We start from the raw sequence: 26,964 nt of genomic DNA, 5'->3' as shown, positions 1-26,964 counted from the left end.
GACCGTCAACGGTATTGGAGGAAGACGTTGTCTCGCCCGAACTGGTCACGCAAGGCTTGAATCAAGGCATCCGCCGGATCGATCCGCCAAGTCTCGCCGAACTGCAACAAGGCCTTCGCATCGGGACTGGTGTACTCCATGGTGATCGGGCACGCGCCGCGATGGCGCTTGAACAGCTCGCCCAGCCAGCGTAGCTGATCCCCCTTCAAATCCTTGGTGTGCAATTTCAGGCGCAGGCTTTCGGCCAGGTTGGTGCGCGCGTCTTCCATGCTCATCACACGCTTGACCCGCAACCGCAGGCCACCAGAGAAGTCGTCGTTGCTGACTTCGCCTTCGACCACCACCATCGCGTCGGTCTGCAACAGCGACTGCGCGGAGTGGAAGGCGTCGGCGAACAGCGAGGCTTCGATTCGGCCGGAGCGGTCGTCGAGGGTGATGAAACCCATCTTGTCGCCCTTTTTGTTCTTCATCACTCGCAGGGCGATGATCATGCCCGCGACCGTCTGAGTATCGCGAGCCGGCTTCAGGTCGATGATGCGCTGACGGGCGAAGCGACGAATCTCGCCTTCGTACTCGTCAATCGGGTGACCGGTCAGGTACAGGCCCAGGGTGTCTTTCTCCCCTTTCAGGCGTTCCTTGAGGGTCAGTTCCTTGGCCTTGCGATGATTGGCGTAGACGTCGGCGTCTTCCTCGACGAACAAGCCGCCAAACAGATCGGCGTGGCCACTGTCGTGGGTACGCGCGGTTTGTTCGGCAGCCTTGATCGCCCCTTCCATCGCGTTCAACAAGACCGCGCGGTTCTGGTCGATACTGGCTTGATAGGCTTTTGGTTCGTCATGGAAATACGGGCCCAGACGATCAAGCGCGCCGCTGCGGATCAAACCGTCCAGGGTGCGCTTGTTGATCCGTTTGAGATCGACACGGGCGCAGAAATCGAACAGATCCTTGAACGGTCCGTCCTGACGCGCCTCGGTGATCGCTTCCACCGGCCCTTCGCCCACACCCTTGATTGCGCCGAGACCATAAATAATGCGGCCTTCGTCATTCACCGTGAACTTGAACTCCGAAGTATTCACATCCGGCGCGTCGAGACGCAGCTTCATGGTGCGAATTTCTTCGATCAAGGTCACGACCTTGTCAGTGTTGTGCATATCCGCCGACAGTACCGCGGCCATGAACGGCGCCGGGTAATGGGTTTTCAGCCACGCGGTCTGGTACGACACCAGGCCATACGCGGCGGAGTGGGATTTGTTGAAGCCGTAACCGGCGAACTTTTCTACCAGGTCAAAGATGTTACCGGCCAGGTCGGCGTCGATATTGTTGATGGCGCAACCTTCAATGAAACCGCCACGTTGCTTGGCCATTTCTTCGGGTTTTTTCTTACCCATGGCTCGACGCAGCATGTCTGCACCGCCAAGGGTGTAACCGGCCATGACCTGGGCAATCTGCATCACCTGTTCCTGATACAGGATGATGCCGTAAGTCGGCGCCAGGACTGGCTTGAGGCCTTCGTACTGGTAATCCGAGTGCGGGTACGCGAGCTCCGCGCGACCGTGCTTACGGTTGATAAAGTCGTCAACCATGCCTGATTGCAACGGGCCCGGACGGAACAGGGCCACCAGTGCGATCAAGTCTTCCAGGCAGTCGGGCTTGAGCTTTTTGATCAGCTCTTTCATGCCGCGCGACTCGAGCTGGAACACCGCAGTGGTTTCAGCTTTTTGCAGCAGCGTGTAAGTCGGTTTGTCGTCCAGCGGGATAAAAGCGATATCCAGCGGCGGCTCGTTGACCTTGGCGCGATCGCGGTTGATGGTTTTCAGCGCCCAATCGATGACCGTCAGGGTCCGCAGGCCCAGGAAGTCGAACTTCACCAGACCGGCAGCCTCGACGTCATCCTTGTCGAACTGGGTTACCAGGCCATCGCCCGCTTCGTCGCAATAAATCGGCGAGAAGTCGGTCAGCTTGGTCGGCGCGATCACCACACCACCGGCGTGCTTGCCGACGTTACGCACAACGCCTTCGAGCTTGCGCGCCATCTCCCAGATTTCCGCAGCCTCTTCATCGACCTTGATGAAGTCGCGCAGGATTTCTTCCTGCTCGTAGGCCTTTTCCAGGGTCATGCCGACTTCGAACGGAATCATCTTCGACAGACGATCCGCCAAGCCGTAGGACTTGCCCTGCACCCGCGCCACGTCACGGACCACCGCTTTCGCCGCCATGGAACCGAAGGTGATGATCTGGCTAACCGCGTTACGGCCGTATTTCTCGGCCACGTAATCGATTACCCGGTCACGGCCGTCCATGCAGAAGTCGACGTCGAAGTCGGGCATGGATACCCGTTCCGGGTTAAGGAAACGTTCGAACAGCAGGTCATATTCCAGCGGGTCGAGGTCGGTGATTTTCTGCACATAGGCCACCAGCGACCCGGCACCCGACCCACGACCCGGACCTACCGGCACGCCGTTGCTCTTGGCCCACTGGATAAAGTCCATAACGATCAGGAAGTAACCGGGGAAGCCCATCTGGATGATGATATCCAGCTCGAAATTCAGCCGGTCGACATAGACCTGACGCTTGGCTTCGTAGTCTTCGGTGGTGTCCTTGGGCAGCAGAACGCTGAGTCGCTCTTCCAGACCGTCGAAGGAAACCTTGCGGAAGTACTCGTCGATGGTCATGCCATCGGGAATCGGGAAGTTGGGCAGGAAGTGCTTGCCCAGTTTCACGTCAATGTTGCAGCGCTTGGCGATCTCGACGGTGTTTTCCAGCGCCTCGGGCAAGTCACTGAACAGCTCGGCCATTTCCTCGGCGCTTTTGAGGTATTGCTGATCGCTGTAATTCTTCGAACGCCGCGGATCGTCGAGGGCGCGGCCCTCACCGATGCACACGCGGGTTTCGTGGGCTTCGAAGTCTTCCTGCTTGATGAAGCGCACATCGTTGGTCGCCACCAGCGGCGCGCCGATCTTCGCCGCCAGCGCCACGGCGCCGTGCAGTTGCTCTTCGTCATTGGGGCGGCTGGTGCGCTGGACTTCCAGATAGAAACGATCCGGAAACACCGCCATCCACTCGCGTGCCAGGGCTTCGGCTTCGTCCGGGTTACCGCTGAGCATGGCCAGACCGATCTCGCCCTCTTTCGCCGCCGACAGCATGATCAAGCCTTCGCTGGCTTCAGCCACCCACTCGCGCTCGATGATGACCGAGCCATTGCGCTGGCCGTCGATGAAGCCGCGAGAGATCAGTTCGGTGAGGTTGCGATAGCCCACGGCGTTCATCGCCAGCAGGCTGATCCGGCTCAAGGAGTTGTCCGGATCCTTGTTCGACAGCCACAGGTCGGCGCCGCAGATTGGCTTGATCCCCGCCCCCATGGCAGCTTTATAGAATTTGACCAGGGAACACATGTTGTTCTGGTCGGTGACCGCCACGGCAGGCATGTTCATGCCGACCAGGGTCTTGACCAGCGGTTTGATCCGCACCAGACCGTCGACCAGGGAATATTCAGTGTGCAGGCGTAGATGAACGAATGAAGCCGGCATAGTGATCCTGTCTAGAAACTAGAAACGTAAAGACAACAAGGCCCGGATTGTACCGGGCCTTGAGTAAAACATCAGCCTGCGACTAACTACCGATCAGGTTTTCCCGCGCTTCATACGCCAAGCGGACCGGGGCGAACGAGCGGCGATGAATCGGGGTCGGCCCCAAGCGGGCCAGCGCTTCCAGATGAACGGGCGTCGGGTAGCCTTTATGGCCTCCGATCCCGTAACCCGGATAAATCAATTCGAACGCCGCCATTTCTCGATCACGGCTGACCTTGGCCAGAATCGATGCCGCGGCAATGGCCGGCACCTTGCCGTCACCCTGAATTACCGCTTCGGCGCGCATAGAGAGTTTCGGGCAACGGTTGCCGTCGATCATCGCCAGTTTCGGCTGAATGTGCAGCCCCTCGACGGCACGCTGCATGGCCAGCATGGTGGCGTGAAGAATGTTCAGTTCGTCGATTTCTTCTACTTCAGCCCGAGCGACATACCAGCTCAGGGCTTTTTCGCAGATTTCGTCGTAAAGCGCATCACGGCGAGCTTCGGTGAGCTTCTTCGAATCATTGAGGCCCAGGATGGGGCGGCTCGGATCAAGGATCACCGCCGCCGTCACCACCGCGCCACACAGCGGGCCGCGACCGACTTCATCGACACCCGCCACCAGATCTTCAAGTTCATCGACTAGCATAAAATCCAGGCCCAGCTGCTTACTTGCTTTGCTCATTATGCTCTGCCAATCAGGTTCAGTACCGCGTCCGCTGCCTGATTGGAGGCGTCCAAGCGCAGGGTTCGGTGGATTTCGTCAAAGCCTCGGGTCTGCTCCTGGCCACCTTCGATCAGTGGCGACAGGGTCTGGGCCAAGGCCTCTACCGTCGCATCGTCCTGCAACAACTCCGGCACCAGCAGGCGCTGGGCCAGCAAATTCGGCAAGGAGACGTAGGGACTTTTCACCATCCGTTTGAGAATCCAGAACGTCAGCGGTGCCAAGCGATAAGCGACCACCATCGGCCGCTTGTACAACAATGCTTCCAACGTAGCTGTGCCCGAAGCGATCAACACCGCGTCGCAAGCAGCCAGGGCCAGATGGGATTTGCCGTCGAGCAAGGTCAGCGGCAGATCGCGACCGGCCAGCAGCTCTTCAAGCTGGGCCCGGCGCTGCGGGCTCGCGCATGGCATGACGAACCGTACGCCCGGGCGCATGGCGCGCAAGCGCTGGGCGGTGTCGAGGAACAGCGCACCAAGGCGCCCAACCTCACCACCCCGGCTACCCGGCATCAGGGCGACCAGCGGCCCATCCGGCAAACCAAGTTCGGCCCGCGCGGCGGCGCGATCAGCCTCAAGCGGAATCGCATCGGCCAGGGAATGGCCGACAAACCGCACCGGCACGCCCTTCTCTTCATAAAATTTAGCTTCGAACGGAAACAGCGTCAGCATCAGGTCGCAACCTTCGCGAATCTTCAGCACCCGCTTCTGCCGCCAGGCCCAGACCGACGGGCTGACGTAATGCACGGTCTTGATCCCGGCCTGACGCAGCTTGAGTTCGATATTGAGGTTGAAATCCGGAGCATCGATACCGATGAACACGTCCGGCTTCTCGGCGATCAGGTCCGCGATCAGTTTCTTGCGACGCGCCAACAGCTCGCGCAAACGGCCCAGCACTTCCACCAGGCCCATGACAGAAAGGCGTTCCATGGGGAAATACGACGTCAGGCCTTCGGCCTGCATCAGCGGACCGCCGACACCAATGAACTCGACTGCCGGATGCCGAGCCTTGAGCGCGCGCATGAGGCCCGCACCCAGAATGTCACCGGAAGCCTCTCCCGCCACCAGCGCAATACGCAAATTGGCCATGGTTAACGGGTGATGCCGCGGGTCGAAGACTGGATGGAGTCACGGAATACAGCGACTTCCGGGAACTGAAGCGAGGGTTCGGCCAGCTCGGCAAGCGCCTGTTCGACCGTCAGGCCCTGGCGGTAAACCACCTTGTAGGCACGACGTAGCGCGTGGATCGCATCTTCGCTGAAACCGCGACGGCGCAGGCCTTCGAAGTTCATGCTGCGGGCTTCGGCGGGGTTGCCGAATACCGTGACGTAGGCTGGAACGTCCTTGCCAATAGCAGTGCCCATGCCCGAAAAGCTATGGGCCCCAATGTGGCAATACTGGTGAACCAGGGTAAAACCGGACAGGATCGCCCAGTCTTCAACGTGCACATGGCCCGCCAACGCGGTGTTGTTGACCAGGATGCAGTGGTTGCCGATAACGCTGTCGTGACCGATGTGGGCATAGGCCATGATCAGGTTGTGATCGCCCAGGGTCGTTTCCGAACGATCCTGAATGGTCCCGCGATGGATCGTCACGCCTTCGCGAATGACGTTATGGTCACCGATGACCAGACGGGTTTCTTCGCCCTTGTATTTCAAATCGGGCGTGTCCTCGCCTACCGAAGAAAACTGGTAGATGCGGTTGTGCTTACCGATTCGGGTCGGGCCCTTGAGAATCACATGCGGCCCGATCACTGTCCCCTCGCCGATTTCCACACCTGCGCCGATGATCGACCAAGGGCCGACCTCGACGTCGTCGGCCAGAATGGCCGTCGGATCGATGATTGCGCGAGGGTCAATCAAACTCATAGTTTGCGTTCCGCGCAGATGATTTCAGCGGAGCAGACTGGCTTGCCATCGACCGAAGCCTGGCACTCGAACTTCCAGATCTGACGCTTGCAACTGATGAACTTGGCTTCAAGAATCAGTTGATCGCCCGGCAGCACCGGCTGACGGAAGCGCAGTTTGTCGGAGCCGACGAAGTAGTAAAGGGTGCCGTCTGCAGGTTTCACATCCAGCATTTTGAAACCAAGGATCCCGGCAGCCTGAGCCATCGCTTCGATGATCAATACGCCCGGCATGATTGGATGCGCAGGGAAGTGACCATTGAAGAACGGTTCGTTGATGCTGACATTCTTGTAGGCGCGAATGCGCTTGCCTTCCACATCCAGATCCACGACCCGATCCACCAGCAGGAACGGGTAACGGTGAGGCAGGTATTCGCGAATCTCGTTGATGTCCATCATTTCGGGGGGAAGCCTATGTAAAGATTGGGAGCGCGCGACTGACGCGCACTCCTCTAGCAAATCAAGGAGGCAGTCTAGCGGCTGTGCACACTTGATATGGAAATGGTATCAGCCATCTGATGAAGCATTACCGTCAGGGGTCACGTCCCCCACACGCTTTTCCAGCTGTCGTAGTCGTCGCGCGATGTCATCGAGCTGACGGATACGGGCCGCGCTTTTGCGCCATTCGGCTGCCGGTTGCATCGCCGTACCGGAAGAATAGGAGCCCGGCTCGGTAATCGAGTGGGTCACCATGGTCATCCCGGTCAGGAAAACGTTGTCGCAAATCTCGATATGCCCCACCAGCCCTACGCCACCGGCGAGCATGCAATGCTTGCCGATTTTGGTGCTGCCGGAGATTCCCACACAGGCGGCCATGGCGGTGTGGTCACCGACCTGGACGTTGTGGGCGATCTGAATCTGGTTATCGAGCTTCACACCATTGCCGATAACGGTATCGGCCAGTGCGCCGCGATCGATAGCGGTATTTACGCCTATTTCCACGTCATCGCCGATCGAGACACCACCGATCTGCGCGATTTTCTGCCAGACACCTTTCTCGTTGGCAAAACCGAAGCCTTCACCGCCGAGTACGGCACCGGATTGAATCACCACCCGTTTGCCGATGCGCACGTCGTGATACAGCGTGACCCGCGGGGCCAACCAGCCGCCCTCGCCGATTTCGCAGCGCGCACCGATGAAGCAATGAGCCCCAACGGTCACACCTGCGCCAATACGCGCTGCACTTTCGATCACCGCAAAAGCACCGATGCTCGCCGCCGGGTCGACCACTGCATCCACTGCCACCACCGCTGTCGGATGAATACCGGCAGGCGCTTTGGGCTTGGGATCGAACAGGTGGGAAACGCGCGCGTAGGCCAGATACGGATCCGGCACCACCAATGCATCACCGGCAAAACCTTCAGCGTCAGCGGCCTTCAGCAATACAGCCGCGGCCTGACTGTCAGCCAGGTATTTACGGTATTGAGGATTTGCCAGAAAGCTCAACTGAGCTGGGCCAGCCTCTTGCAAAGTGGCTAGCCCAGTAATTTCTTTCTTCGGGTCGCCACGTAAGGTGGCGCCGAGGAACTCGGCCAACTGGCCGAGCTTTATAGTCGCTGTCATGGGTTACTTCAGCTGATTCATGCGCTCGATAACCTGGCGAGTGATGTCGTACTGAGGCTTGACATCAATCACTGCGCCACGCTCGAAGACCAGGTCAAAAGCACCTTTCTTGATGACTTCTTCCACAGCGCTGTCCAGTTTCGGCTTGAGCTGTTTCAGCATTTCACGATCGGCAACGGCTTTGGCTTCGTTCAGTTCCTTGGACTGGAACTGGAAATCACGGGCCTTTTGCTTGAACTCGAGCTCCAGACGTTCGCGCTCGCCTTGCTGCATCTTGTCGCCGCCGGCCATCAGACGGTCCTGGATACCCTTGGCGCTGCTTTCCAGGCTTTTGAGCTTGGTCAGTTGCGGGCCGAATTTTTTCTCGGCATCCACGGCGTATTTTTTCGCCGCGTCGGATTCCAGCAATGCCATTTGATAATTCAGCACGGCGATTTTCATGTCGGCAAAAGCCGGACCTGCTACCAGTACGGTCGCCAGGAGAACCAATTGAGTCAACTTACGCACGATGCACTCCTACAAAATCCATTGTCGTTATCTTGGGTCAGACGCTTAGAACGTCTGGCCGAGGGAGAATTGGAACACTTGAGTCTCAGCGTCATCCGGTTTCTTGATCGGCATGGCCAACGCGAAGCTCAAAGGACCCAGTGCGGTAACCCAGGTCACGCCGACACCGACGGAACTGGCCATGTTGCTCAGGCTGATGTCGTTGCACTGCGTATTGGACTTGGAACCGTCAGCATTCCTGGTCTCTTTGCACGTCGAGTCGAACACGTTACCCACGTCCCAGAATACCGAAGTACGCAGGGAGCGCTGATCCTTGACGAACGGCAGAGGGAACAGAACCTCAACACCGCCCTGGATCAGGACATTACCACCGAATGGCAGTGGATCCTGGTCCGGGTCGACCGACGTCCCCGGGTTTTTACCGGTACTTGGTGTACTGCGAGGCCCCAGAGTACTGTCCTTGAAGCCACGCACCGAGTTGAAACCACCGGCGTAATAGTTTTCATAGAACGGCAAGCCATCGGTCGAACCGTAACCATCGCCATAGCCCAGCTCGGTGTGCAGACGCATGGTGTAGTTTTCGGACAATGGCTGGAACAGCTGGCCACGGTAATCGAGCTTGAAGAACGACAAGTCGCTGCCAGGGGTGGTGGTTTCCAGAGTCAGGCTCTGAGAACGACCACGGGTCGCCAGCACGCCTTTGTTCAAAGTGGACTCGGACCAACCGGCCGAAGCCTTGAAGTTCAGGTAGCTGTCGCCCTCGCGGTTAACGAAGTCGAAAATCTCGTCAACGGTGTACTGGCCGGTCTTGATATCGTCCTGTTGCGCGGTCAGGCCGAAGGTCAGGCGCGAAGTCTCGCTGATCGGGTAGCCGACGCTCACGCCCGCACCCAGGCTGTCTACGGCATAGCTGGCCACGTCGACATCGAGGTCGTCATAGTCTGTGGTGCGATAGAAAGCGTTGTAACCCAGGCTCACACCATCAGCAGTCCAGTAGGGGTCGACATAACCGAAGTTATAGCGGCTCTGGTATTCACTGCGAGTCAAACCGATGCTGACCTTGTTACCGGTACCCAGGAAGTTGTTCTGGGTGATCGAACCACCGAGGATCAGACCGGCACTCTGGGCGAAACCGACGCTCGCGGTAATCGAGCCGGAGGCCTGTTCTTCAACGCTGTAGTTCACATCAACCTGGTCGTCTACGCCCGGCACGGCCGGCGTTTCGACGTTGACTTCCTTGAAGAAGCCCAGACGCTCCAGACGGGTTTTGGATTGGTCGATCAGGTAAGTCGAAGCCCAACCACCTTCCATCTGACGCATTTCACGGCGCAGCACTTCGTCTTCGGACTTGGTGTTGCCGCGGAAGTTGATACGGTTCACGTAAGCACGCTTGCCCGGATCGACAGCGAACGTGATGTCGACCGTGTGGTCGTCATCGTGAGGCTGAGGCACGCCGTTGACGTTGGCGAAGGTGTAACCCTCGTTACCCAGGCGACGGGTAATCAGTTCGGACGTGGTGGTCATCAGCTTGCGCGAGAACACCTGGCCTTTTTGAACCAGCAGCAGGGACTTGACCTGGTCTTCAGGCACTTTCAGGTCACCGCTGAGCTTGACGTCACGAACGGTGTACTTCTCGCCTTCGTTGACGTTGACGGTGATGTAGACGTGTTTCTTGTCCGGAGTGATGGACACCTGGGTCGAAGCGATATCCATATTGATATAGCCGCGATCCAGATAGTAGGAACGCAGACGCTCCAGGTCACCGGAGAGTTTTTCACGAGCGTACTTGTCATCGTTCTTGAAGAACGACAGCCAGTTGCTGGTTTTGAGTTCGAACAGGTCGATCAGGTCTTCATCAGGAAAAACCGTGTTACCCACCACGTTGATGTGCTGGATAGCTGCAACGGTGCCTTCGTTGATGTTGACCTTCAGGCCCACGCGGTTACGCGGCTGCGGCACCACTTCGGTATCGACGGTGGCCGAGTAACGGCCCTGAGCGACGTATTGACGCTGCAGCTCGTTACGCACACCTTCAAGGGTGGCGCGCTGGAAGATCTCGCCTTCGGCCAGACCGGATTGTTTGAGGCCCTTCATCAGGTCTTCAGTGGAGATCGCCTTGTTGCCTTCGATCTCGATACTGGCGACCGACGGACGCTCGACTACAGTGATAACGAGGACGTTGCCATCGCGACCCAGCTGGATATCTTGAAAGAACCCGGTTTTGAACAACGCACGAGTGGATTCCACCAGGCGACGATCATCCGCCTGTTCGCCGACGTTCAACGGCAAGGCACCAAAGACGCTACCCGCGGAGACCCGCTGGAGGCCATTGACCCGAATATCAGAGATAGTGAAGGACTCGGCGTGAACTTCGGCGATCATCAATACGGTGAGAACCGCAGTTAGCAGCAGACGTTTCATGAAGTCCTTTCTTATTCCAACTGGCAATAAAAACTGCCGCAAAATGCGGCAGATTCGCAATTCAGCGAAGCGTTACAGTCGACCCAGATCATTGACCAGAGCAAGTAACATCACCCCGACCACCAAACTGATTCCGATCTGTATCCCCCAACCTTGCACCCGATCCGACAAGGGACGACCACGCGCCCACTCGATCAGATAAAACAACAAATGCCCCCCATCCAGTACAGGAATGGGCAACAAATTCAGAACCCCCAAGCTAATACTCAGATAAGCAAGGAAATTCAGGAAATCAGCGACGCCCGACTGGGCAGAAGCGCCCGCCACTTTAGCAATGGTTATCGGTCCACTCAAGTTTTTTACCGAGAGCTCACCGAACAACATTTTCTTGAGCGAATCGAGGGTCAGTACGCTCATGGTCCAGGTACGTCGGGCACCCTCGCCAATCGCAGCCACCGGACCGTAACTGACTTCGCGAATCATCTCTGGTGGCCAATCGACCGCTTTCACCCCGGCGCCCAGATAACCACTGGGTGACTTGCTCTCGCCGCGAGCGGCCAACGTCACAGGGACGTCGATTTGAGCACCATCGCGCTCGACACGCAGCATGATTTTGGTATCCGGATGCATACGGACGATATCGACTACTTGCTGCCAGTCGTCCAGCGCCTTGCCATCAAGGGCCAACAAGCGGTCACCCGGCTTCAGGCCCGCAGCCTTCGCCGGCCCTTTCGGATCAAATTCGGCCAGGACTGGAGGCAACGCCGGACGCCAAGGACGAATACCCAGCGAGCGAATCGGATCTGGCTCCTCAGCACCCTTGAGCCACTTGTCCAGCACCAGCTCACGGGGTGAGTCCACCGTGGAGCCCTGTTCGCGGACCAGCAATTGAAGGGAACCGCTCTCACCCAGACGACGGATCAGCTGCAGGTTCACCGCGGCCCAACCGGAGGTTGGCTCGCCATCGATGGCCATAATTTCCTGGCCCGGGCTCAAACCTGCCTTGGAGGCAATACTGCCGGACTCGACCGCACCGATAACCGGCCGCACCTGCTCGCTGCCCAGCATTGCCAATGCCCAGAAAAACACCATTGCCAATAGAAAGTTGGCGATCGGGCCGGCTGCAACGATGGCGATGCGCTGACGGACAGATTTGCGATTGAAGGATTGATCGACTTGATCGGCCGGGACCTCGCCTTCGCGCTCGTCGAGCATCTTCACGTAGCCACCCAACGGGATGGCGGCGATCACGAATTCAGTGCCTTTGCTGTCGTGCCAGCGCAGCAGCGGCATGCCGAAGCCCACGGAGAAGCGCAGCACTTTGACCCCACAGCGACGCGCGACCCAGAAATGGCCGAACTCGTGGAAGGTAACCAGCACACCCAGCGCTACCAGGGTGCCGACAATCATATAGAGCGCGCTCATGTATTTTCTCCGCAACTATCGGTGCTGCATGGGGCAACGTATTGCAGCACTTATCGCCCGTGACGGCTCAGCCATTGCCCGGCCAGTACCCGTGCTTTCGCATCAGCCGTAAACACTGCCTCGAGATCATCTACCGCAACCACAGGCTCGAGGTTCAACACTTCCTCGATAATACTCGCGATTTCCAGGTAGCGAACCCGTCCGTCGAGAAAGGCCGCCACAGCCACTTCATTCGCGGCATTGAGCATGGCCGGCGCGCTGTTGCCAGCCTCGGCGGCTTGACGCGCAAGGCGCAGGCAAGGGAAACGTTCTTCATCCGGCGCCTGGAAATCCAGGCGAGCGATGGCAAACAGGTCCAGCGGCGCAACACCCGAGTCGATTCGCTCTGGCCAGGCCAGGGCATTGGCAATCGGTGTGCGCATGTCCGGATTGCCCAACTGCGCCAACACTGAGCCATCGACGTAGTCGACCAGCGAATGAATCACGCTCTGCGGGTGAATCACCACTTCGACCTGGGAAGGCGTGGCGTCGAACAGCCAGCAGGCCTCGATCAGCTCGAGCCCTTTGTTCATCATGCTGGCCGAATCCACCGAAATCTTGCGCCCCATGGACCAATTCGGGTGCGCACACGCTTGCTCGGGGGAAACATGCGCCAGCTCGGCCATTGGCGTCTGCCGGAACGGGCCGCCAGAGGCTGTCAGTAAAATCCGGCGCACACCGACCGCACCAAGTCCACGGGCGAAATCCTGTGGCATGCACTGGAAAATCGCGTTGTGCTCGCTGTCGATCGGCAGCAGCACTGAACCGCTTTTGCGCACGGCCTGCATGAACAGCGCACCGGACATCACCAGTGCTTCTTTATTGGCCAGAAGAATTTTCTTGCCGGCCTCGACCGCCGCCAGGGTCGGACGCAAGCCTGCAGCACCAACAATGGCCGCCATCACCGCATCGACTTCCGGATCGGAGGCGACCTGACACAAGCCCTCCTCCCCCACCAGAACGCGGGTCGACAGACCGGCCGCGCGCAAATCGTCCTGCAAGCCCCGGGCAGCGGCAGATTCCGGCACGACCGCGAAGCGCGGCGAATGACGCACACACAGCGCCAGCAACTCACTCAAACGAGTGAAACCGCTCAAGGCGAAAACCTGATAACGCTCGGGATGACGGGCAATGACGTCGAGAGTACTCAGACCAATCGAACCGGTCGCTCCCAGCACGGTAATCTGTTGTGGGCGGCTCATGCTGCCATCCACAGCAGCACAGCGAATACCGGAATCGCCGCCGTCAGGCTATCGATGCGGTCCAGGACGCCGCCGTGGCCGGGCAGCAGATTACTGCTGTCCTTGATCCCCGACTGGCGCTTGAACATGCTTTCGGTGAGGTCGCCCACCACTGAAATGAATACGATAATTGCGGCACCGAACAGGCCCATCAACATCTGAGCGAAACTCCAGTCCCGCACAAAACCGACGATTGCTGTAATCACCAGACTCAGCAGCAAGCCGCCGTACACGCCTTCCCAGCTCTTGCCAGGGCTGACCTGTGGCGCCAGTTTGCGTTTGCCAAAGGCCCGGCCGGAAAAGTACGCACCGATATCAGCACCCCAGACCAGCACCATCACCGCCATGATCAGCCAGTTACCCAAGGGCTCCTGCTTGATCAACACCAGACCTTGCCAGGCGGGTAACAGAATCAACAAACCGATTACCAGCTTGCAGGCTGCGCTAGCCCAGTGTTCGCTGGACTGTGGATAAGTCAACACCAAGTACGTGGCCACGCCCCACCAGAGCACCGAAGCGCCCAACACCCAAGGCGCGAGCCCCGGCAGGATGTGCATGACAAACAGCATCAACGCGACCACAGCTGCATAGGCAACGCGGATCGACTGAGCAGTGAAACCTGCCAGGCGCGCCCACTCCCATGCCCCGAGCGTCACCACCAGCCCGATGAACAGCGCAAAACCGGACCCTTCGAGCAGGAAAAACCCGCCCAAGGCGATCGGCAGCAGGATCAGCGCCGTGATGATTCGTTGTTTAAGCATTAAACCCGGGCTCCAGCCTCGACCTGCTCGCTCGTTTTACCGAAGCGACGCTGGCGAGAAGCGAAATCAGCTAGCGCATTGCGCATGGCGTCGTGTTTGAAGTCCGGCCAGAACAGGTCGGAGAAGTACAACTCGGCGTAAGCCAGTTGCCACAGCAGGAAGTTGCTGATGCGATGCTCGCCACCGGTACGGATGCACAAGTCCGGCAACGGCAGATCACCGGTCGCCAGACAGGTTTGCAGCAGCTCAGGGGTAATGTCCTCCGGACGCAGATGCCCGGCCTGAACTTCTCGGGCCAGGCGCTGCGCGGCTTGCGCGATATCCCACTGACCGCCGTAGTTGGCGGCGATCTGCAGGACAAAGCGGTTGGCACCGACAGTCATCGCCTCGGCTTCGCGCATGGCGGCCTGAAGCTCCGGGTGAAAACGCGAACGATCGCCAATGATGCGCAAACTGATGTTGTTGTCGTTGAGGCGCTTGGCCTCGCGACGCAACGCCTTGAAGAACAAATCCATCAAGGCACTGACCTCATCGGCCGGGCGCTGCCAGTTCTCGCTGGAGAAGGCGAACAAGGTCAGTACTTCGACCTTGGCCTCGGCACACACCTCGATTACCGCACGCACTGCATCCACACCCGCTTTATGCCCGGCGACACCCGGCATAAAGCGTTTTTTCGCCCAGCGATTATTACCATCCATGATGATCGCGACATGGCGCGGCACCGCGGACGGCGCAGTCTGCTTTGTCTTATCCATTAAAACGTGACCCTTATACGGCCATCAGGTCTTTTTCTTTCTGCGCCAAATTCGCGTCGATTTCAGCCACGTACTTTTTGGTCAGATCATCAATTTCGCCAGTAGCGCGACGTTCTTCGTCTTCGCTGATTTCCTTTTCCTTGACCAGATCCTTGAGCTGGCTGTTCGCATCACGACGGATGTTGCGCACCGCAACACGGGCATCTTCAGCGACATCGCGAGCCTGCTTGGTGAAGCCCTTGCGGGTTTCTTCGGTCAGGGCCGGCATGGAGATCAGCAGCAACTCACCCAGGTTGGTCGGGTTGAGGTTCAGACCCGCGCTACCGATGGCTTTGTCGACGGCACCCAGCATGTTGCGCTCGAAGGCAACTACTTGCAGGGTACGGGCGTCTTTAACGGTGATGTTCGCCACCTGTTTGATCGGAGTATCGGAGCCGTAGTACGGAACCATCACACCTTCCAGAATGCTTGGGTGCGCCTGGCCCGTACGAATACGACCGAAGTTATGCGCCAGCGATTCCACGGATTTTTTCATGCGCTCTTGAGCGTCTTTCTTGATTTCGTTGATCATTGTTGGCCTTCCTCGATCAGGGTCCCTTCAGCGCCGCCATGTACGATGTTCAGTAGGGCGCCGGGCTTGTTCATGTTAAATACGCGCAACGGCATCTTGTGGTCGCGGCACAAGCAAATAGCCGTCAAATCCATTACACCCAGCTTGCGATCCAGTACTTCATCATAAGTCAGATGATCGAACTTCTCGGCATGCGGGTCTTTGAATGGATCAGCCGTGTAAACGCCATCGACCTTGGTTGCCTTGAGCACGACGTCAGCGTCGATTTCGATTGCACGCAAGCAGGCTGCCGAATCCGTGGTGAAGAACGGATTACCAGTACCGGCCGCAAAAATCACGACTTCCTTGGCGTTCAGGTGGCGCATGGCTTTGCGGCGATCGTAGTGATCGGTCACACCAACCATGGAAATGGCCGACATCACGATGGCCGAGATATTGGCACGTTCCAGCGCATCGCGCATCGCCAAGGCGTTCATCACAGTGGCCAGCATGCCCATGTGGTCGCCAGTAACCCGATCCATGCCCGCCGCGCTGAGCGCCGCGCCGCGGAACAGGTTGCCACCACCAATCACCAGACCGACCTGAACACCGATGCCGACCAGTTGGCCAACTTCCAGCGCCATGCGATCCAGAACTTTGGGGTCGATCCCGAACTCTTCCGAGCCCATCAGGGCCTCGCCGCTAAGCTTGAGTAGAATGCGTTTATAGCGAGCCTGATAACCACTGCCCTGCTGAGCCATTGCGAATCTCTCCTGCGGCGTATTTTAAAAATTCTTTGCGAGCTGTTTACAGCTGGCGTTCACTCTAGCTTGGCACTGCTTCAGCGCCATCGGAACATGGCTTTGTAAGCCAGTTCCAAAAGGAAACCAATTAAAATTGGCAACCCCATCTGAAAAGAGGCTGCGCGCGTGAGCGGGCAGCCTCTTCAGGGCGACAGTTAAAAAACCGTCTTATTGCTTGGCGGCAGCCAGCTGGGCAGCAACTTCTTCAGCGAAGTTGTCGACCGGCTTCTCGATGCCTTCACCTACTTTGAAGTAGGTGAAAGAAACGATTTCTGCACCGGCTTTCTTGGCCAGTTCGCCAACCTTGATTTCAGGGTTCTTGACGAACGCCTGCTCAACCAGGCTCGCTTCAGCCAGGAACTTGCTGATACGACCTTTGACCATGTTTTCAACGATGTTTTCTGGCTTGCCAGCGATCTTGTCAGCGTTGAGGGTCAGGAACACGCCTTTCTCGCGCTCGACCGCTTCAGCGGAAACTTCCGATGGCAGCAGGAATTCAGGGTTGGTGGCCGCTACGTGCATAGCGATGTCCTTGGCCAGCTCAACGTTGCCGCCTTTAAGAACAACCGCGACACCGATCTTGTTGCCGTGCAGGTAACCACCAACAACATCACCTTCAACGCGAGCCAGGCGACGGATGTTGACGTTTTCGCCAACCTTGCCCACCAGAACCAGACGATCGGCTTCTTGGGATTCGATCAGCGGAGCGACGTCAGTCAGCTTGTCAGCGAACGCTTTTTCTACGCTGGAAGCAACAAATGCCTTGAAGTCGTCTTGCAGGGCCAGGAAGTCGGTCTGCGAGTTCACTTCCAGCAGAACGGCGGATTTACCGTCTTCTTTAAGAGCGATCGCGCCTTCAGCGGCAACGTTGCCAGCTTTTTTGGCAGCCTTGATGGCGCCCGAAGCACGCATGTCATCAATGGCTTTTTCGATGTCGCCGCCAGCCTTGGTCAAGGCCTTTTTGCAGTCCATCATGCCTTCGCCGGTACGCTCGCGCAGTTCTTTGACCAACGCTGCAGTAATCTCTGCCATTTTAAAATTCCTCTTGGATAGGTTTTCAACCATTCCACCCGATCGAACGGGCGTTCAATTCTTCCCGAACCACCCTTGTTAGCCGCTGCACGTTACAAATGCTGTAGCTGCGCTGCTCACAAATGGTTTTCGAGGTGGCAAAAAGGGGGCCAAGCCCCCTTTTTGCTTACTGAGTCAACGCCAGGGCGTCAATTACTCAGCTGCAGCTGCCGGAGCTTCTTCAACGAACTGCTCGGTGCCGCCAGCAACGTGGTTGCGACCGCGGATTACAGCGTCAGCCATCGAACCCATGTACAGCTGGATAGCGCGGATTGCGTCATCGTTGCCTGGGATGATGTAGTCAACGCCTTCCGGGCTGCTGTTGGTATCGACTACGCCGATAACCGGGATGCCCAGCTTGTTGGCTTCGGTGATCGCGATGCGCTCGTGATCAACGTCGATAACGAACAGAGCGTCTGGCAGACCGCCCATGTCCTTGATACCACCCAGGGAACGATCCAGCTTCTCAAGATCGCGAGTGCGCATCAGCGCTTCTTTCTTGGTCAGCTTGGCGAACGTACCGTCTTCGGCTTGCACTTCAAGGTCACGCAGACGCTTGATGGAAGCACGGATGGTTTTGAAGTTGGTCAGCATGCCGCCCAACCAGCGGTGATCGACGTACGGCGAACCGCAACGTGCTGCTTCTTCAGCAACGATCTTGCCAGCGGAACGCTTGGTGCCGACGAACAGAATCTTGTTTTTGCCCTGGGCCAGACGCTCTACGAAAGTCAGAGCTTCGTTGAACATTGGCAGGGTTTTTTCAAGGTTGATAATGTGGATCTTGTTACGCGCGCCGAAAATGTATTTACCCATTTTCGGGTTCCAGTAACGGGTCTGGTGACCGAAGTGCACACCGGCCTTCAGCATATCGCGCATGTTGACTTGGGACATGATAGTTCCTTAATAAGTCGGGTTTGGCCTCCACGTATCCCAATGACCAACCAGCAGCATCAGCTGAAGGCACCCAGGTCATCGTGTCGACACGTGTGTGGATTTAAGCTTTCTAGGGTATCCCCGGAAAGCGGCGCATTTTATATCACAAGGCAGAAAAAAACGGAACCCGGATTCTGCAAACCTGGGGAAAGCTTTTGGCCCCCGCCTTGGAATCCCCCCAGAATGCGCCATCCTATAAAGAGAAGCGATGCACAGAGGCTCAGATTTGCGCTGATCGTCTGATAGAATCGTGTTTTTCAGGGTCGCGACAATTATTCGCGCAATGCCCATTTCGTTTTAGAAGGCGCCATTGAGCGCAGAGAGAGCCTGTATGACCGTCACCCTCAAAACCCCAGAGGACATCGCAAAAATGCGGATCGCCGGCAAATTGGCCGCCGATGTGCTGGAAATGATTGCTGATTATGTCAAACCGGGTGTCACCACCGAAGAACTGGACCGCATCTGTCACGACTATATCGTCAATGAGCAGAAAGCCATCCCTGCCCCGCTCAACTACAAAGGCTTCCCGAAGTCGATCTGCACCTCGATCAACCACGTGGTCTGCCACGGCATCCCGAACGAGAAACCGTTGAAGGATGGCGACACGCTGAACATCGACGTCACCGTGATCAAAGACGGCTACCACGGCGACACCAGCCGCATGTTCCACGTCGGTTCCGTGCCGGTCTGGGCCGAGCGTCTGTCCCAGGTGACTCAGGAATGCATGTACAAGGCCATCGAACTGGTCAAACCCGGCTGCCGCCTGGGCGATATCGGTGAAGTGATCCAGAAGCACGCGGAAAAGAACGGCTTCTCGGTGGTTCGCGAGTTCTGCGGCCACGGCATCGGCAAGGTGTTCCACGAAGAACCGCAGATCCTGCACTACGGCCGCGCCGGCACCGGCATGGAACTGAAAGCCGGCATGACCTTCACCATCGAGCCGATGATCAACCAAGGCAAGGCCGACACCAAAGTGCTGGGCGACGGCTGGACCGCCATTACCAAGGACCGCAAGCTGTCGGCACAATGGGAACACACGCTGCTGGTGACCGAAACCGGTTATGAGATCTTCACTTTGCGCAGCGACGATACTATCCCGCGCGTTTCGGCCTGATCCCGCCCGCTCCGTTCCCAGCCTTATAGAAAGGAAAGCCAATCGATGCCGCAGGTGGATCCCGAACTCTTCGACCGCGGCCAGTTCCAGGCTGAACTGGCCTTGAAGGCAAGCCCTATTGCTGCTTTCAAGAAGGCGATCCGTCAGGCCCGCGAGGTGCTCGACGAGCGGTTTCGCAGTGGCCGGGACATTCGCCGGCTGATCGAGGATCGCGCCTGGTTTATCGACAACATCCTGCAACAGGCCTGGGAACAGTTTAACTGGAGCGAAGACGCCGATATCGCCCTGGTGGCGGTCGGCGGCTACGGTCGCGGCGAGTTGCACCCCTATTCCGACATTGATCTGCTGATTTTGCTGGACAGCGCCGATCACGAAATTTTTCGGGACTCCATCGAACGCTTTCTGACGTTGCTGTGGGACATCGGCCTGGAAGTCGGCCAGAGCGTTCGCTCGGTAGACGAATGCGCCGTCGAGGCCCGTGCCGACCTGACGGTCGTCACCAATCTGATGGAAAGCCGCACCATTTGCGGCCCCGAGCGTCTGCGTCAGCGCATGCTGGATGTCACCAGCACCGCGCACATGTGGCCGAGCAAGGACTTCTTCCTGGCCAAGCGCGCCGAGCAAAAGGCCCGTCACCACAAATACAACGACACTGAATACAACCTGGAACCCAACGTCAAAGGCTCGCCCGGTGGTCTTCGGGATATTCAGACGATTCTGTGGGTGGCCCGTCGCGAATACGGCACCCTGAACCTGCGGGCCCTGGCGGGTGAAGGTTTCCTGGTGGAGAGCGAAAACGCCCTGCTGGCCTCGTCCCAGGAGTTTCTGTGGAAGGTACGTTACGCCCTGCACATGCTCGCCGGCCGCTCCGAAGACCGCCTGCTGTTCGATCACCAGCGCTCGATTGCAGGGCTGCTGGGTTTCAAAGGCAATGACGCCAAACAAGCCATCGAAAACTTCATGCAGCAGTACTACCGGGTGGTCATGAGCATTGCCCAGCTCAGCGACCTGATCATCCAGCACTTCGAAGAAGTGATCCTGGCCCCCGAAGACGAAGCACCACCGCAACCGATCAATTCGCGGTTCCAGCTGCACGACGGCTACATCGAGGCGCGTAGCGACAACGTGTTCCGCCGTACGCCATTCGCCATGCTCGAGATCTTTGTGCTGATGGCCCAGCAACCGGAGATCAAAGGCGTACGCGCCGATACCATCCGCCTGCTGCGCGAGAATCGTCATTTGATCGATGACGATTTCCGCAACGATATTCGTAATACCAGCCTGTTCATCGAGCTGTTCAAGTGCAAGATCGGCATCCACCGCAATCTGCGGCGGATGAACCGTTACGGCATCCTTGGGCGCTATCTGCCGGAGTTCGGTTTCATTGTCGGGCAGATGCAGCATGACCTGTTTCACATCTATACGGTCGACGCGCATACCCTGAACCTGATCAAGCACCTGCGTAAGTTGCAGTACACCCAGGTGTCGGAAAAATTCCCGCTGGCCAGCAAGCTCATGGCCAAACTGCCCAAACCCGAGCTGATTTACCTGGCCGGTCTGTATCACGACATCGGCAAGGGTCGGCATGGCGATCATTCGGAAATCGGCGCAGTGGATGCCGAAGCCTTTTGCCAGCGCCACCAATTGCCGGTGTGGGACAGCCGCCTGATCGTGTGGCTGGTGCAGAACCATCTGATGATGTCGACCACGGCCCAGCGCAAGGACCTGTCCGACCCACACGTGATTCACGATTTCGCACAGACCGTCGGCGATGAAACCCGCCTCGATTATCTGTATGTGCTGACCGTTGCGGACATCAACGCGACCAACCCGACGCTGTGGAACTCCTGGCGCGCGAGTCTGTTGCGCCAGCTCTACACCGAGACCAAGCGCGCCTTGCGTCGTGGCCTGGAAAACCCGGTGGATCGCGAAGAGCAGATCCGCCAGACCCAGAGCGCTGCACTGGACATTCTGGTACGCGGCGGCAACGACCCGGACGATGTCGAGCAGTTGTGGGCGCAATTGGGCGATGACTACTTCCTGCGCCACACCGCCGGCGATGTGGCCTGGCACACTGATGCGATCCTGCAGCAGCCAGCCGATGGCGGCCCGCTGGTACTGATCAAGGAAACCACCCAGCGCGAGTTCGAGGGCGGTACGCAGATATTCATCTATGCACCGGACCAGCACGACTTCTTCGCCGTGACGGTGGCGGCGATGGACCAGCTCAATCTGAACATTCACGACGCCCGGGTCATCACCTCCAGCAGCCAGTTCACCCTCGACACCTATATCGTGCTCGACACTGATGGCGACTCGATCGGCGACAACCCGGCACGGGTCAAGCAGATCCGCGAAGGTCTGACCGAAGCCCTGCGCAACCCGGACAACTACCCGACCATCATCCAGCGTCGGGTGCCACGCCAGCTCAAGCATTTCGCGTTTGCGCCACAGGTGACGATCCACAACGACGCTCAGCGTCCGGTGACCGTGTTGGAGCTTAGCGCCCCGGATCGCCCCGGCCTGCTGGCACGGATCGGCACGATCTTCCTCGAGTTCGACCTGTCGTTGCAGAACGCCAAGATTGCCACTCTGGGCGAGCGCGTGGAAGACGTGTTCTTCATCACCGACGCGAACAATCAGCCGCTGTCCGACCCGTTGCTGTGCAGCCGTTTGCAGGATGCAATCGTCAAGCAGCTGAGCGTCAGCCAGGAACCCGATATCAAACTGTCGCGACTCAGTATCTGAATTAATAACTTTCCCTGTGGGAGCGCCTGTGGCGAGGGGGCTTGCCCCGTTTGAGTGCGTAGCACTCACAAGATCTTTGGTACATCAGAGAATTTGGGGCTGCTTTGCAGCCCAACGGGGGCAAGCCCCCTCGCCACAAGCTCGCCCCCACATTGAACGAGGCCTCCATGAACAACGCTCTGAACCAGTTGCAGCCCTACCCGTTCGAAAAGCTCCGCGCCCTGCTCGGCAGCGTTACGCCAAACCCGGACAAACGCGCCATCGCGCTGTCCATCGGCGAGCCGAAACACCGTTCGCCGAGCTTCGTCGCCGAAGCACTGGCGAGTAATCTGGATCAGATGGCCGTATACCCGACCACCCTCGGCATCCCGGCCCTGCGTGAAGCCATTGCCGCCTGGTGCGAACGTCGCTTCAGCGTCCCGAACGGCTGGCTCGACCCTGCGCGCAACGTGTTGCCAGTTAACGGCACCCGTGAAGCGCTGTTCGCCTTCACCCAGACCGTGGTCAATCGTGGCGACGAGGCCTTGGTGGTCAGCCCGAACCCTTTCTATCAGATCTACGAAGGTGCCGCGTTCCTCGCCGGTGCCAAGCCGCATTACCTGCCATGCCTGGATGAAAACGGCTTCAACCCGGATTTCGACGCCGTTTCGCCAGACATCTGGAAACGCTGCCAGATCCTGTTCCTGTGCTCGCCGGGTAACCCGACCGGTGCCCTGACTCCTGTCGACACCCTGAAGAAGCTGATCGCCCTGGCCGACGAATACGACTTCGTGATCGCCGCCGACGAGTGCTACAGCGAGCTGTATTTCGACGAACAAACCCCACCGCCAGGCCTGCTCAGTGCGTGCGTGGAACTGGGCCGCAAGGACTTCAAGCGTTGCGTGGTGTTCCACAGCCTGTCCAAGCGCTCCAACCTGCCGGGCCTGCGTTCAGGTTTTGTCGCCGGCGATGCAGATATTCTCAAAGGCTTCCTGCTCTATCGCACCTACCACGGCTGCGCGATGCCGGTTCAGACCCAACTGGCCAGCGTTGCCGCATGGAATGATGAAGTGCATGTGCGCGCCAACCGCGCGCTGTATCGCGAGAAATACGATGCGGTGCTGGAGATTCTCAGCCCGGTGATGGATGTGCAGCGTCCGGACGGTGGTTTCTACCTGTGGCCTAGTGTGGATGGCGATGATGCGGCGTTCTGCCGGGATCTGTTCGAGCAAGAACACGTGACTGTCGTGCCGGGCTCCTATCTGTCCCGCGACGTGGATGGCGTCAATCCGGGTGCCGGGCGTGTGCGTTTGGCGCTGGTGGCACCGCTGGCTGAATGCGTAGAAGCGGCCGAACGCATTCGCAATTTCATACAGCGCCGCAAATAACAGCCTCGCGCCGACATAAATTCCAGGCGCTGCGCCCGCAGCGCCTTCAAACGCACACGTCGCCCCAGCAATCGTTGCCCCCATTTGAAGTGCCATATTTGCCGTTTAGACTGAAGTCTGACCGCTGCCCCGATGTCGCACGAAACATCTGATGGCGCCAAGTCAAAAGACAAACCCGACCACAGCCGACGCGAAACCGTCCGGTCATGGCATAATCCGTCACCTTTTATTTTCAGCACCTGCAAAGGGGGCAATTCCTTGACCGTTTCAAGCAAAACGTTGCACCTTTTCGGCATCAAAGCCTGCGACACCATGAAAAAGGCGCGCACCTGGCTCGATGAACACGCTGTCAACTACGACTTCCATGATTACAAAACGGTAGGAATCGACCGTGAACACCTGAACCAATGGTGCGACGAGCACGGCTGGCAAGTGGTGTTGAACCGTGCAGGCACGACCTTTCGCAAGCTCGACGACGAACGTAAAGCCGATCTCGACCAGCCGAAAGCCATCGAACTGATGCTCGCGCAACCCTCGATGATCAAGCGCCCGGTGCTCGATCTCGGTGACCGAACCCTGATTGGCTTCAAGCCAGATATCTACGCGGCCGCACTCAAGTAAGGCAGCCCGTTCCATTTTGTTAGAGGTATCAACATGTCCACTACCCTGTTCAGCCTGGCCTTTGGTGTCGGCACTCAAAACCGTCAAGGCGCATGGCTGGAGGTGTTTTACGCGCAGCCACTGCTCAACCCGTCGGCCGAACTGGTCGCTGCCATTGCGCCGGTTCTGGGCTACACCGAAGGCAATCAGGCCATCGCCTTCAGCACCGCTCAGGCGTCCCAACTGGCCGAAGCGCTGAAAGGCGTCGACGCTGCCCAGGCTGCGCTGCTGACCCGTCTGGCTGAGAGCCACAAGCCATTGGTCGCCACTATTTTGGCCGAAGACGCTCAGCTGACTTCCACGCCTGAGGCTTACCTCAAGCTGCATTTGCTGTCCCATCGCCTGGTCAAACCGCATGGCCTGAACCTGGCCGGCGTGTTCCCGCTGCTGCCAAACGTGGCCTGGACCAGCCAGGGCGCGATCGACCTGGCCGAACTGGCCGAGCATCAACTGGAAGCCCGCCTGCGCGGCGAGCTGCTGGAAGTGTTCTCGGTGGACAAGTTCCCGAAAATGACCGACTACGTGGTACCGGCCGGCGTGCGTATCGCTGACGCGGCGCGTATTCGTCTGGGCGCTTACGTGGGCGAAGGCACCACCGTGATGCACGAAGGTTTCGTCAACTTCAACGCCGGCACCGAAGGCCCGGGCATGATCGAAGGTCGTGTCTCGGCGGGCGTGTTCGTTGGCAAGGGTTCGGACCTGGGCGGCGGTTGCTCGACCATGGGCACCCTGTCGGGTGGTGGCAACATCGTGATCAAGGTCGGCGAAGGCTGCCTGATCGGCGCCAACGCCGGTATCGGTATCCCGCTGGGCGATCGCAACACTGTTGAGTCGGGCCTGTACGTGACCGCCGGCACCAAGGTTGCGCTGCTGGACGAGCACAACAAACTGGTCAAAGTCGTTAAAGCCCGTGAACTGGCCGGTCAGCCTGACCTGCTGTTCCGCCGCAATTCGGAGACCGGTGCCGTGGAGTGCAAAACCCACAAATCGGCCATCGAACTGAACGAAGCGCTGCACGCTCACAACTAAGCAGAGCGTCAAACGATCACCTGATCTTGTAGGAGCGAGGCTTGCCCGCGAAGCTTTTGGCGACCTCAAGGGCCCCTTCGCGAGCAAGCTCTGCTCCTACACAGGTCAGGCGTTCCACCCGCCCATGTTCACCAGGGCCCAATAGCATGATGATTCCCTCTCCCTGGCGCGCCGATTTTCCGGCCATCGCCGCATTGCAACGGCAAGACCAGACTTATCTGGACAACGCCGCCACCACGCAAAAACCTCAAGCCCTGCTGGATGCCCTGGCGCATTACTACGCCAATGGCGCGGCTAACGTGCATCGGGCGCAACACTTGCCCGGCGCCCATGCCACCCAGGCGTTCGAGGACAGCCGCAGCAAAGTTGCGCAATGGCTCAATGCCGGCGATTGCGGACAGATCATCTTTACCCACGGCGCGACGTCCGCGCTGAACCTCCTGGCCTATGGCCTGGAACACGTATTCAATCCGGGCGATGAAATTGTCATCAGCGCTCTGGAGCATCACGCCAACCTGTTGCCGTGGCAGCAACTGGCCCACCGTCGCGACTTGAAGCTGGTGATCCTGCCGCTGGATGCCGACGGTTTGATTGACCTTGAAGCCGCCGCTTGCCTGATCGGCCCGCGTACACGCCTGTTAGCGGTCAGCCAGCTGTCCAACGTGCTCGGTGCCTGGCAGCCATTGCCCGCGTTACTGGCGATGGCCAAGGCACACAATGCAATGACCGTGGTCGACGGCGCTCAAGGCGTGGTGCATGGTCGGCATGACGTGCAGGCGCTGGGCTGCGACTTCTATGTGTTTTCCAGCCACAAGCTCTACGGCCCGGATGGCCTGGGTGCGATGTTCGGTCGTCATGAAGCGCTTGAGCAACTGCGTCCGTGGCAGTTCGGCGGCGAAATGGTGCTGGATGCCAACTACCACGACGCACGCTTTCGTCCTGCGCCGCTGGGGTTCGAGGCGGGTACGCCACCGATTTCCAGCGTGATTGGCCTGGGGGCGACCCTGGATTATCTGGCCGGGCTGGATCAGGACGCCGTGTCCGCCCACGAAGCCGCGTTGCATGACTATTTGCTCAAAGGCCTTGAGGCGCGCAACGGCATCCGGTTGCTGGGCAAGCCGCAACTGGCGCTGGCCAGTTTTGTCGTCGAGGGTGTGCATAACGCTGATCTGGCACATTTGCTGACCGAACAGGGAATCGCCGTTCGCGCCGGTCATCATTGCGCCATGCCGTTACTCAAAAGCTTTGAACTGGCCGGGGCGATTCGGGTGTCGTTGGCGTTGTACAACGATTCCGAAGACCTTGAGCGCTTTTTTGAAGCGCTCGATCAGGCCCTGGAGTTGTTGCGATGACCTTGCCCGTCGATGCCGTCATGGCGCTGGATACTTTTCAGAAGACTGCGAGTTGGGAACAGCGGGCGCGGTTGCTGATGCAATGGGGCGACCGCCTGCCAGCGTTGCGCGATGTGGATAAAGTCGAGGCCAACCGCGTGCATGGCTGTGAAAGCCAGGTGTGGCTGGTCGGCGCGCTGCAGGACGGTCATTGGCAGTTCAGCGCCAGCAGCGATGCGCGGCTGATTCGCGGGTTGGTGGCGCTGCTGCTGGCGCGGGTCAATGGGTTGTCCGCTGCCGAGCTGCAACAGGTGGATTTGCCGGATTGGTTTAATCAGCTGGGGCTGTCGCGGCAGTTGTCGTCGTCGCGCAGCAATGGCCTTAATGCCGTGCTACAGCGAATGCGTGAGCTAGCGCACGGATCATTCCCACGCAGAGCGTGGGAATGATC

23 protein-coding genes are annotated in these 26,964 nt (G+C 58.6%); 7 read left to right on the top strand and 16 right to left on the bottom strand.

Features of this window, described 5'->3' with window-relative positions:
* Positions 1-5 precede the first annotated feature (5 nt).
* From dnaE to rpsB, 16 genes are all read right to left on the bottom strand, one after another.
* Positions 6-3,527 (bottom strand): DNA polymerase III subunit alpha, encoded by a 3,522-nt coding sequence (gene dnaE, locus AB7M29_RS08905; RefSeq protein WP_454246723.1) that lies wholly within the window; start codon positions 3,525-3,527, stop codon positions 6-8.
* Between the two features lie 82 nt (positions 3,528-3,609).
* On the bottom strand, positions 3,610-4,251 hold the full coding sequence (gene rnhB / locus AB7M29_RS08900; protein WP_008072671.1) for a ribonuclease HII: 642 nt from the start codon (positions 4,249-4,251) through the stop codon (positions 3,610-3,612).
* Entirely contained in the window at positions 4,251-5,378 is a 1,128-nt protein-coding gene (gene lpxB, locus AB7M29_RS08895) for a lipid-A-disaccharide synthase (protein WP_217856737.1), read from the bottom strand. Before lpxB ends, rnhB begins: the two co-directional genes overlap by 1 nt.
* A gap of 2 nt (positions 5,379-5,380) precedes the next feature.
* Complete coding sequence (lpxA, locus tag AB7M29_RS08890; RefSeq protein ID WP_008010226.1) at positions 5,381-6,157, bottom strand: acyl-ACP--UDP-N-acetylglucosamine O-acyltransferase; 777 nt, start codon at positions 6,155-6,157, stop codon at positions 5,381-5,383.
* Positions 6,154-6,594 (bottom strand): 3-hydroxyacyl-ACP dehydratase FabZ, encoded by a 441-nt coding sequence (gene fabZ / locus AB7M29_RS08885; protein ID WP_007940511.1) that lies wholly within the window; start codon positions 6,592-6,594, stop codon positions 6,154-6,156. The genes lpxA and fabZ overlap by 4 nt, the downstream gene beginning before the upstream one ends.
* Before the next feature lie 108 nt (positions 6,595-6,702).
* Complete coding sequence (lpxD, locus tag AB7M29_RS08880) at positions 6,703-7,758, bottom strand: UDP-3-O-(3-hydroxymyristoyl)glucosamine N-acyltransferase (protein WP_217856739.1); 1,056 nt, start codon at positions 7,756-7,758, stop codon at positions 6,703-6,705.
* A gap of 3 nt (positions 7,759-7,761) precedes the next feature.
* A complete protein-coding gene (locus tag AB7M29_RS08875) occupies positions 7,762-8,265 on the bottom strand; it encodes an OmpH family outer membrane protein (RefSeq protein ID WP_007907155.1) in 504 nt (167 codons plus the stop codon).
* A gap of 45 nt (positions 8,266-8,310) precedes the next feature.
* The gene (bamA, locus tag AB7M29_RS08870) at positions 8,311-10,686 is read right to left on the bottom strand and encodes an outer membrane protein assembly factor BamA (protein WP_217856740.1); all 2,376 of its coding nucleotides are present in this window, start codon (positions 10,684-10,686) and stop codon (positions 8,311-8,313) included.
* A gap of 72 nt (positions 10,687-10,758) precedes the next feature.
* A complete protein-coding gene (gene rseP, locus AB7M29_RS08865; protein ID WP_052966365.1) occupies positions 10,759-12,111 on the bottom strand; it encodes an RIP metalloprotease RseP in 1,353 nt (450 codons plus the stop codon).
* 50 nt (positions 12,112-12,161) lie between these two features.
* Positions 12,162-13,352: a 1-deoxy-D-xylulose-5-phosphate reductoisomerase gene (ispC, locus tag AB7M29_RS08860; protein ID WP_052966364.1), complete on the bottom strand. Its 1,191-nt coding sequence runs from the start codon at positions 13,350-13,352 to the stop codon at positions 12,162-12,164.
* Positions 13,349-14,152: a phosphatidate cytidylyltransferase gene (locus tag AB7M29_RS08855; protein WP_217856742.1), complete on the bottom strand. Its 804-nt coding sequence runs from the start codon at positions 14,150-14,152 to the stop codon at positions 13,349-13,351. The genes ispC and AB7M29_RS08855 overlap by 4 nt, the downstream gene beginning before the upstream one ends.
* Positions 14,152-14,907 (bottom strand): polyprenyl diphosphate synthase, encoded by a 756-nt coding sequence (uppS, locus tag AB7M29_RS08850; RefSeq protein ID WP_008015050.1) that lies wholly within the window; start codon positions 14,905-14,907, stop codon positions 14,152-14,154. The genes AB7M29_RS08855 and uppS overlap by 1 nt, the downstream gene beginning before the upstream one ends.
* Before the next feature lie 13 nt (positions 14,908-14,920).
* Positions 14,921-15,478, bottom strand: a complete 558-nt coding sequence (gene frr, locus AB7M29_RS08845; RefSeq protein WP_007907979.1) for a ribosome recycling factor — start codon at positions 15,476-15,478, stop codon at positions 14,921-14,923.
* Entirely contained in the window at positions 15,475-16,218 is a 744-nt protein-coding gene (gene pyrH, locus AB7M29_RS08840; RefSeq protein ID WP_003172271.1) for a UMP kinase, read from the bottom strand. Before pyrH ends, frr begins: the two co-directional genes overlap by 4 nt.
* 210 nt (positions 16,219-16,428) lie before the next feature.
* Positions 16,429-17,292, bottom strand: a complete 864-nt coding sequence (gene tsf, locus AB7M29_RS08835; RefSeq protein ID WP_123719849.1) for a translation elongation factor Ts — start codon at positions 17,290-17,292, stop codon at positions 16,429-16,431.
* 192 nt (positions 17,293-17,484) lie between these two features.
* The gene (gene rpsB / locus AB7M29_RS08830; RefSeq protein ID WP_007907989.1) at positions 17,485-18,222 is read right to left on the bottom strand and encodes a 30S ribosomal protein S2; all 738 of its coding nucleotides are present in this window, start codon (positions 18,220-18,222) and stop codon (positions 17,485-17,487) included.
* Between the two features lie 373 nt (positions 18,223-18,595).
* Between rpsB and map the strand changes: the two genes are divergently transcribed.
* From map to AB7M29_RS08795, 7 genes are all read left to right on the top strand, one after another.
* Positions 18,596-19,378 carry a type I methionyl aminopeptidase gene (map, locus tag AB7M29_RS08825; protein ID WP_052966361.1) on the top strand — a complete coding sequence of 261 codons (783 nt, stop codon included), beginning with the start codon at positions 18,596-18,598 and terminating at the stop codon, positions 19,376-19,378.
* A gap of 45 nt (positions 19,379-19,423) precedes the next feature.
* On the top strand, positions 19,424-22,126 hold the full coding sequence (locus tag AB7M29_RS08820) for a [protein-PII] uridylyltransferase (protein WP_217856744.1): 2,703 nt from the start codon (positions 19,424-19,426) through the stop codon (positions 22,124-22,126).
* A 167-nt stretch (positions 22,127-22,293) separates the two neighbouring features.
* Entirely contained in the window at positions 22,294-23,493 is a 1,200-nt protein-coding gene (gene dapC / locus AB7M29_RS08815; RefSeq protein WP_454246722.1) for a succinyldiaminopimelate transaminase, read from the top strand.
* 258 nt (positions 23,494-23,751) lie between these two features.
* Entirely contained in the window at positions 23,752-24,114 is a 363-nt protein-coding gene (locus AB7M29_RS08810) for an ArsC family reductase (RefSeq protein ID WP_052966424.1), read from the top strand.
* Positions 24,115-24,147: 33 nt separating this feature from the next.
* Complete coding sequence (gene dapD / locus AB7M29_RS08805; protein ID WP_452625122.1) at positions 24,148-25,182, top strand: 2,3,4,5-tetrahydropyridine-2,6-dicarboxylate N-succinyltransferase; 1,035 nt, start codon at positions 24,148-24,150, stop codon at positions 25,180-25,182.
* A gap of 146 nt (positions 25,183-25,328) precedes the next feature.
* Complete coding sequence (locus AB7M29_RS08800; RefSeq protein ID WP_454246721.1) at positions 25,329-26,534, top strand: aminotransferase class V-fold PLP-dependent enzyme; 1,206 nt, start codon at positions 25,329-25,331, stop codon at positions 26,532-26,534.
* Positions 26,531-26,962 carry a SufE family protein gene (locus tag AB7M29_RS08795; protein ID WP_454246720.1) on the top strand — a complete coding sequence of 144 codons (432 nt, stop codon included), beginning with the start codon at positions 26,531-26,533 and terminating at the stop codon, positions 26,960-26,962. Before AB7M29_RS08800 ends, AB7M29_RS08795 begins: the two co-directional genes overlap by 4 nt.
* The last annotated feature ends 2 nt before the right edge of the window (positions 26,963-26,964 follow it).

This window comes from Pseudomonas sp. F-14 TE3623 (genome assembly GCF_053629015.1).
The sequence above is the reverse complement of the archived record's forward strand: the minus strand, read 5'-3'. Positions and strand labels throughout refer to the sequence as shown.

Excerpts from the sequence above, each read along its gene's own strand:
- ispC (WP_052966364.1), bottom strand. The coding sequence starts at position 13,352 with ATGAGCCGCCCACAACAGATTACCGTGCTGGGAGCGACCGGTTCGATT.
- bamA (WP_217856740.1), bottom strand. The coding sequence starts at position 10,686 with ATGAAACGTCTGCTGCTAACTGCGGTTCTCACCGTATTGATGATCGCC.
- dapD (WP_452625122.1), top strand. The coding sequence starts at position 24,148 with ATGTCCACTACCCTGTTCAGCCTGGCCTTTGGTGTCGGCACTCAAAAC.
- rnhB (WP_008072671.1), bottom strand. The coding sequence starts at position 4,251 with ATGAGCAAAGCAAGTAAGCAGCTGGGCCTGGATTTTATGCTAGTCGAT.
- frr (WP_007907979.1), bottom strand. The coding sequence starts at position 15,478 with ATGATCAACGAAATCAAGAAAGACGCTCAAGAGCGCATGAAAAAATCC.
- lpxD (WP_217856739.1), bottom strand. The coding sequence starts at position 7,758 with ATGACAGCGACTATAAAGCTCGGCCAGTTGGCCGAGTTCCTCGGCGCC.
- uppS (WP_008015050.1), bottom strand. The coding sequence starts at position 14,907 with ATGGATAAGACAAAGCAGACTGCGCCGTCCGCGGTGCCGCGCCATGTC.
- dapC (WP_454246722.1), top strand. The coding sequence starts at position 22,294 with ATGAACAACGCTCTGAACCAGTTGCAGCCCTACCCGTTCGAAAAGCTC.
- AB7M29_RS08800 (WP_454246721.1), top strand. The coding sequence starts at position 25,329 with ATGATGATTCCCTCTCCCTGGCGCGCCGATTTTCCGGCCATCGCCGCA.
- rseP (WP_052966365.1), bottom strand. The coding sequence starts at position 12,111 with ATGAGCGCGCTCTATATGATTGTCGGCACCCTGGTAGCGCTGGGTGTG.
- rpsB (WP_007907989.1), bottom strand. The coding sequence starts at position 18,222 with ATGTCCCAAGTCAACATGCGCGATATGCTGAAGGCCGGTGTGCACTTC.
- AB7M29_RS08855 (WP_217856742.1), bottom strand. The coding sequence starts at position 14,152 with ATGCTTAAACAACGAATCATCACGGCGCTGATCCTGCTGCCGATCGCC.
- pyrH (WP_003172271.1), bottom strand. The coding sequence starts at position 16,218 with ATGGCTCAGCAGGGCAGTGGTTATCAGGCTCGCTATAAACGCATTCTA.
- AB7M29_RS08795 (WP_454246720.1), top strand. The coding sequence starts at position 26,531 with ATGACCTTGCCCGTCGATGCCGTCATGGCGCTGGATACTTTTCAGAAG.
- map (WP_052966361.1), top strand. The coding sequence starts at position 18,596 with ATGACCGTCACCCTCAAAACCCCAGAGGACATCGCAAAAATGCGGATC.
- tsf (WP_123719849.1), bottom strand. The coding sequence starts at position 17,292 with ATGGCAGAGATTACTGCAGCGTTGGTCAAAGAACTGCGCGAGCGTACC.
- dnaE (WP_454246723.1), bottom strand. The coding sequence starts at position 3,527 with ATGCCGGCTTCATTCGTTCATCTACGCCTGCACACTGAATATTCCCTG.
- fabZ (WP_007940511.1), bottom strand. The coding sequence starts at position 6,594 with ATGATGGACATCAACGAGATTCGCGAATACCTGCCTCACCGTTACCCG.
- lpxA (WP_008010226.1), bottom strand. The coding sequence starts at position 6,157 with ATGAGTTTGATTGACCCTCGCGCAATCATCGATCCGACGGCCATTCTG.
- lpxB (WP_217856737.1), bottom strand. The coding sequence starts at position 5,378 with ATGGCCAATTTGCGTATTGCGCTGGTGGCGGGAGAGGCTTCCGGTGAC.
- AB7M29_RS08820 (WP_217856744.1), top strand. The coding sequence starts at position 19,424 with ATGCCGCAGGTGGATCCCGAACTCTTCGACCGCGGCCAGTTCCAGGCT.